The sequence below is a fragment of the Sphingobium sp. PNB genome, assembly GCF_019873065.1.
In the GTDB taxonomy this organism is placed as follows: Bacteria; Pseudomonadota; Alphaproteobacteria; order Sphingomonadales; family Sphingomonadaceae; genus Sphingobium; species Sphingobium fuliginis.
Map to the genome: position 1 here is coordinate 40,145 of NZ_JAINEZ010000037.1, position 6,429 is coordinate 46,573.

7 protein-coding genes are annotated in these 6,429 nt (G+C 65.7%); 5 read left to right on the plus strand and 2 right to left on the minus strand.

The window, feature by feature from the left end; genetic code table 11:
• Positions 1–5: 5 nt before the first annotated feature.
• From K7W03_RS13930 to K7W03_RS13945, 4 genes are all read left to right on the plus strand, one after another.
• Complete coding sequence (locus tag K7W03_RS13930; RefSeq protein WP_222886567.1) at positions 6–908, plus strand: hypothetical protein; 903 nt, start codon at positions 6–8, stop codon at positions 906–908.
• Positions 909–918: 10 nt separating this feature from the next.
• Positions 919–1,695: an HpcH/HpaI aldolase family protein gene (locus K7W03_RS13935; RefSeq protein ID WP_065847108.1), complete on the plus strand. Its 777-nt coding sequence runs from the start codon at positions 919–921 to the stop codon at positions 1,693–1,695.
• Positions 1,696–1,711: 16 nt separating this feature from the next.
• Entirely contained in the window at positions 1,712–2,650 is a 939-nt protein-coding gene (locus K7W03_RS13940) for a DUF6282 family protein (RefSeq protein WP_061938269.1), read from the plus strand.
• Positions 2,651–2,789: 139 nt separating this feature from the next.
• Positions 2,790–3,803, plus strand: a complete 1,014-nt coding sequence (locus tag K7W03_RS13945; RefSeq protein ID WP_061938222.1) for a LacI family DNA-binding transcriptional regulator — start codon at positions 2,790–2,792, stop codon at positions 3,801–3,803.
• A 136-nt stretch (positions 3,804–3,939) separates the two neighbouring features.
• Here K7W03_RS13945 and K7W03_RS13950 read toward each other — a convergent pair whose 3' ends face one another.
• A complete protein-coding gene (locus tag K7W03_RS13950; protein ID WP_044660637.1) occupies positions 3,940–4,326 on the minus strand; it encodes a carboxymuconolactone decarboxylase family protein in 387 nt (128 codons plus the stop codon).
• Positions 4,327–4,449: 123 nt separating this feature from the next.
• Between K7W03_RS13950 and K7W03_RS13955 the strand changes: the two genes are divergently transcribed.
• Entirely contained in the window at positions 4,450–5,199 is a 750-nt protein-coding gene (locus K7W03_RS13955; RefSeq protein WP_222886568.1) for an SDR family NAD(P)-dependent oxidoreductase, read from the plus strand.
• A 139-nt stretch (positions 5,200–5,338) separates the two neighbouring features.
• Here K7W03_RS13955 and K7W03_RS13960 read toward each other — a convergent pair.
• The coding region (locus K7W03_RS13960) for a thiamine pyrophosphate-binding protein (protein ID WP_222886569.1) at positions 5,339–6,429 on the minus strand (1,091 nt) is incomplete at its 5' end.

The window sequence follows — 6,429 nt, forward strand, 5'->3', positions numbered from 1 at the left end:
AATCGATGTACGACAAGACCGACCTTCGTTCGACACTGGCTGGCTCGCCCGCCGGGGCCGCGCCGGTGGACCGGCTCTACGACGCGGAATATGGCCTGTTCTACCGCGATCCGCCGGTGGAGGAGGATGCCCGCGGCAAAAGCTGGTATGTGCGGGGGCAGAATTTCGTCATCGCCTATAGCGAGGCGCTGCCCGGCGCGATCTTCGAACGGACCGGGCAGGCGGACGAATATATGGTCCTGCTGCCCGATGAAGACACCCCCGCCATCGCCGCAGCAGGGGACCAGACCGAACGGAGCGGGGGATATGCGCTGTTCGTCATGCCGCCGGGGGACAGCCGGCTGGTGCTGGAGAAGGGCGGGCGCGTCGTCCGCATCTTCTCCGCCCAGTCGCCCGATCTGGTGGCGAAATGCCCCAATGCGGACGCCTATGCGGATCGGCATGCGAACATCCCGCCCTTCCGGCCATGGCCGGAACCGCCCGACGGGTACAGGGTCCGCCGCTATTCGCTCGACGTGCCGGTCGAAGGCGGCCGGTTCGGCCGCATCTGGCGTTGCACCACGATCATGCTCAACATCCCCAACAGGCAGAAGGGACCGCGCGATCTCACCAGGGTGTCGCCGCACCATCATGACGATTTCGAACAATGTTCGCTCGCGCTGGAGGGGGAATGGCGGCACCATATGCGCTGGCCCTGGGCTGTGGACATGAACAAATGGCATGACGATGTCCATGCCAGGGTGGACTCGCCATCGGTGACGGTGATCCCGGCGCAGGTGATCCACACCTCCACCTGGCATTCCGACGTCAATCAACTGGTCGACATCTTTGCGCCGCCGCGCCTCGACTTCTCGCTGAAGCCCGGATGGGTGCTGAACGAGAGCGACTATCCGATGCCGGCGCAATAGGAGGGATATTTTGGATCGCAAACCAAGCTTGATCGATCGGCTGAAGGCGAAGGACGCATTCCTTGTCGGCACCTGGGCGAAAATTCCCTCGCTGGAGACGGTCGAGCTGATCGGCCATGCCGGTTTCGACTTCGCCGTGGTGGACATGGAACATGCGCCGCACAGCTTCCAGTCGGCTTATCAGGCCATCGCCACGGCGCAGGCGGTGGGGCTTTATGCGATGGCCCGCCTGCCGGACCGCAGCGGCGGCGCGGTCCAGAGGCTGCTCGACGCGGGCATAGACGGGCTGCTGGTCCCCCGGGTGGAGACGCCGGAGATCGCGGCGGACGTGACGGCGGCCATGGCCTTCCCGCCACTGGGGTCGCGGGGCATGGGCTATACCTCGCGGGCGGCCCGCTGGGGGCTGGACAGCGCGGCCGACTATCTGGAGCGGGGGCGCAACCATGTCATGCGCGGCGTGCAGATCGAGGATATGGGCGCATTGGAGCAGATCGAGGGCATATTGGCCGCCCCCGCGCTCAATGCCGTGTTCATCGGCTTCGGGGATCTGGCGCTGAGTTCGGGCCTGCCCGGATCGCACCCGACCCTGCGCGGGCTGGAGGCGAAGGTGCTGGCGGCCGCCAGGGCGAAGGGCGTGCCCTGCGGCACCGCCGTGCAGACGCCGGAGGAAGCGGTGCGCTGCCGCGAGGCAGGCTATTCCTTCGTCATGATCAGCGCCGACACGACCCTGTTCGCGCATGCGGCGCGCAGATTGATGGACGACACGAGAAATGCGTTGGGGCGCTGAAAGCAAAGAGGCGAACATGGTTTCACTATTGGACGAAAATGTCGCGGACCAAGCGTTGGAGGATCGGATTTCCAGCCTGCTGGTCGGCGCGGTCGACATGCATTGCCATAGCGGCCCGTCGGTCATGCCCCGGTCGCTCGACCATATGGAGGCGTTGCAGGATGCGGCGGACGCGGGCTTCCGCGCCATGCTGATCAAGGATCATTATTATTCCGCCACGCCGATCACCGAACTGCTCAACCGAACGCACGGCCATTTGAAGGTGCAGTTGTTTTCGGGCGTGCCGCTCAACAACACCACCGGCGGCTTCAACAAATATGCCGTCGATCACGGCATCGCCCTGGGCGCCCGGCTGGTGTGGATGCCGACCTTCGCCTCGAAGAACCATGTCGAGGCGGACCAGAAGCGGAAAAAGGGCTTCCCCCACACCAGCAAGCCGCTGCTGCCGCCCGATCCGCTGACGCCGCTCGACGCCAACGGCGCGCTGAAGGACGAGGTGAAGGAGATACTCGACATCATCGCGGAACATGACGTGATCCTGTCCGGCGGCCACCTCCATATCTCCGAAATCTTCCCGGTGTTCGAGGAAGCGCGGAAGCGCGGCGTCAGGCGGCTGCTGGTCAATCACCCGACCTTCATCATCGGCGCCTCGCTGGACGACATCAGGCAGTTGGTGACGATGGGCGCCTATATCGAACATTCGCTGTGCATGTTCATCCAGATGATCGGCCGCGAACAGGCGATGTTCCCGCCGGAGGAGCTGGACGCGCTGATCAGGGCCGGCACGGTGGACCGCACCATATTGGCGTCCGACCTGGGGCAGGTGGGCAACGACCGCCCGGTCGACGGCTTCCGGGGCGTGATCCGCAACTGCATCGGCCTTGGCTATTCGGACGAGGACATCCGCAAGATGATCTCGACCAACGCGCTGCGGCTGCTGGGCCTGGAGGATTGAAGGGGACTGACGGCCTGCGCGGCGCGGGGGACCGCGCACGCCGTCAGATTATCATGGCACGCCCCGCCAAGTTACGGTAACGAGCTTCCATCTGCGGAGTGCATCCCTCCGCATGAAACGATGCGAAACGAGGAGCCACTTGCCGGTATCGAAGAAAGCCAATGGGACGATCCGGATGCGCGACGTCGCGGAACGCGCGCAGGTCTCCCGCATGACGGTGTCGCGTGCGCTGAACAGCCCGGAATCCGTCAATGAAACGCTGCGCAACCGCGTGCTGGAGGCGGTGCAGGAGCTGGGCTATGTCCACAACCATCTGGCGCGCAGCCTGTCGTCGCGCCGCTCCAACGTCATCGGCCTCGTCCTGCCCAGCCTGGAAAACTCCATCTTTTCCCAGACGGTGAAGGGCATATCGGATGTGCTTCGGCCGCTCGGCTATCATCTGATGGTGGCGGAAAGCTCCGACGATCCGGAGGATGAGGAGCAGGTGATCGCCGCCTTCCTGGCGCAGCGCGTGGGCGGGTTGATCCTGCATTCGACCAACCATTCGCCCACGGCGGTCAGGATGCTGAAGGCGTCGGACACGCCGGTGGTGGAAAATGGCGATTTCCCGGTCGATCCGGTCGACATGGTGGTCAGCTATTCCAACCGCGCCGCCGCCAAGGCGATGACGCTGCACCTGGCGCGGCTCGGCTACAGGCGGATCGTCTTCGCCGGGCTGGCCGCCAATCCCCGCGCCGCCGAACGCCAGCGCGGCTTTCAGGACGCCCTGGCGGAGATCGGGCAGAAATCCGACCGCAAGCATGTGGTCGCCGTCTCCCGCGGTTTCGGCGGCGGGACGGAGGCCATTTCCTATATCGATGCGAATGTGCCGGACGCCGACGCGCTGTTCTGCGCGGGCGACGTGCTGGCCGTCGGCGCGCTGCTGGAATGCGACAGGCGGGGATGGGCGGTGCCCGGCCGGCTCGCCATCGCCAGCTTCGACGATCTCGACCTGATGCGCCACGTCAGCCCGGCGATCACCTCGCTGCGCCTGCCCCGATATGAGATCGGGCGGCGCAGCGCGCAGATGATCCTCGACCGGATCGAGGAACGCACCATGCCGGTGACGACCATCGACCTGGGCTTCGAAATCGTCCAGCGCGCCAGTTCCTAGAGGGTTTTCCGTTGCCGCATCCTTTCAGGCAGAAAACCGGCCCCATCCTTCGACAGTCTCAGGACAGGCTTTTCTGCACGATATTTCAGGGGCGGACCGCGGACCTTTCACCAGGGTCCGGCTGAATTCCCGCGCCTCACTCCGCCGCCTGATCCACTTCCGCAAAGGCTTCCCGCGCGATCCGCGTCGAATCCAGCCCCGCAGGCACCCCGCAATAAATGGCCACCTGAAGCAATGCTTCGCGTATCTCATCGCGGGACAGGCCGTTGGTCAGCGCCGCCTTCACATGCAGTTTCAGCTCATGGGGCCGGTTGAGCGCGCTGATCATGCCGATGTTGAGCAGGCTGCGGTCGCGCCGGGACAATCCCTCCCGGCACCATATCCTGCCCCAGCAATATTCGGTCGACAATTGCTGCATGGGGCGGCTGAAATCGTCTGCATTGGCGAAGGACCGTTCGACATAGTCGGCTCCCAGCACTTCCTTGCGCAACGCCAGTCCGCGCTCATAATCTTCCGTTGCCATGATGATCTCCTCTGCCGATGGTTTGAACCGCTATTCGGGCTTGCCGAAAGACTATGCGGATGCGATACCGGTAACAACCATAAAAATCACGATATAAGCCCTATTTTTCAGGAAGGATCGAGGATGCGGCTGGATGGGAGGATTGCCGTTGTGACCGGCGCGGCGCGCGGCATTGGACGGTCGATTGCACAGGGGCTGGCCGAAGCGGGCGCCCATGTCGTGCTGACCGACGTGCAGGAGGGGGAAGCCGCCGAAGCGGCGCGGGCCATCGCCGGTGCAGGCGGCCAGGCCACCGCCTTCGGTCTGGACGTTTCCGATGCCGCTGCATGCGAAACGCTGGCGGCGCGGCTGGAGCGGGATGTCGGCCCGGTCTCCATATTGGTGAACAATGCCGGGGTGATCTATCCCGGCCGCATCGAAGAGCCGGGCGCGCGGGAAAAATGGGACCGCACGCTGGCGATCAATGTCGGCGGCCCGTTCAACATGTGCCGGGCCTTCTATCCGCAGCTTCGCGCCACCCGGGGGTCGGTGATCAACCTTGCCTCCATCCGCTCCTTCGTCGCCGCGCCCAATGCGGCGGCCTATGCCGCGTCCAAGGGCGCAGTGATGCAATTGACCCGGGCGCTGGCGGTCGAATGGGGCGGGGAGGGGATCAGGGTCAACGCCATCGCCCCCGGCTTCATCGAAACCACGCTGGTTCCGGACCGGGAAAAGACGGCCGACCGCGAAGCCGCCATCCTCGCAAGGACGCCGCTGCGCCGCCAGGGACAGCCGGACGAGATTGCAGGAACGGCGGTCTATCTCGCCTCGGATGCGGCGCGCTATGTTTCGGGGGCGATCATCCCGGTGGACGGCGCTTATCTGGCCGGGTGAGAAGAGGCCATCCGACCAGATCGCAGCCCCGATGTCGGCTCTTCCCCTCCCCTTCAGGGGAGGGGACTAAGGGGTGGGGGCGTGCCCCAAAGGAAAACCAAGCCTTTAGAGGCACGCCCCCACCCAAACCGCCCGGTTCCTACCCCCGAATAGCCAGAATCTGATCGTCATAGGTCGCCGGATCGATCGTCACGTCGATCAGCGCCGGACGCCCGCTCGCCAGCGCATCGGCGAAGGCTTCGGCCAGCCCGCCTTCCTCATCGACCCGGCGGGCGTGCCAGCCGAAACCGGCGGCCACCTGCGCAAAATCGGTGTGGGAAAAATCCACCCCCGCCGGAGCCAGTTGCCGCCGCCGCTGCTTGGCCCCGATCAATGTCAGGCAGGAGTCGTTGAACAGGACGACGACAGGCTTCGCGCCGCTCTGCACGGCGGTGCCCAGTTCGCCCAGGCACATCATCGCGCCGCCGTCCCCCGTGAAGGCCACGGTGGTGCGGCCCGGATCGGCCAGGCTGGCGGCGATGGCCGCGGGAATGGCGAAGCCCATGGTCGAAAGCCCTCGCGAGATCAGGGACTGGTTGGGTTCGTCGCACCGCCACATATGCAGCACCGGCAGCATATGCGCGCCCGCGTCGATCGTGATGCGGCTGTCCGCCGGCACCGCCTGACGCGCCGCCCGGACCAGCGCCGCCGGGGAAATGCCGCCGCCGCCGAAAATCTGCGCCGCCGCCCATAATGCTTCCTTGCGCCGCGCCAGCTCTCCCGGCTCCCACCCGCTGCTGTCCGTCGCATCGTGCAGGGCGGCGATGGAAGCGGCTATGTCGCCCACCACGGATGCGGTCGGCGCGAACAGCGGATGCTCATAGGCGTGGTTGGTGAGTTCGACCGTCGGAACAGCACCATAGCGCCAGGGCTGCGGCGGTCCCTCGACCGGATCGAAGCCGTAGAGGATGATGAGGTCGGCCGACCCGATCAACGGCTGTTCGGGCACGCCATTGGCGTAGAGGCCCAGCCCGAGCGGCGCATTTTCCGACACCACCCCCTTCGCCTTGTAGGTGGTGAGGACGGGACAGCCCGTCGCCGCGACAAAGGCGCGCAAGGCGGCGGTTCCATCCGGAGACCGCGCCTGAAGCCCCGCCAGCAGGATCGGACGGCGGGCCGCGGCGACCAGCCTCTTCGCCTCCGCCAGCGCGGATGGGCCCGGCGCGGGAAGGTGGGCTGCGGGAAGGCGGG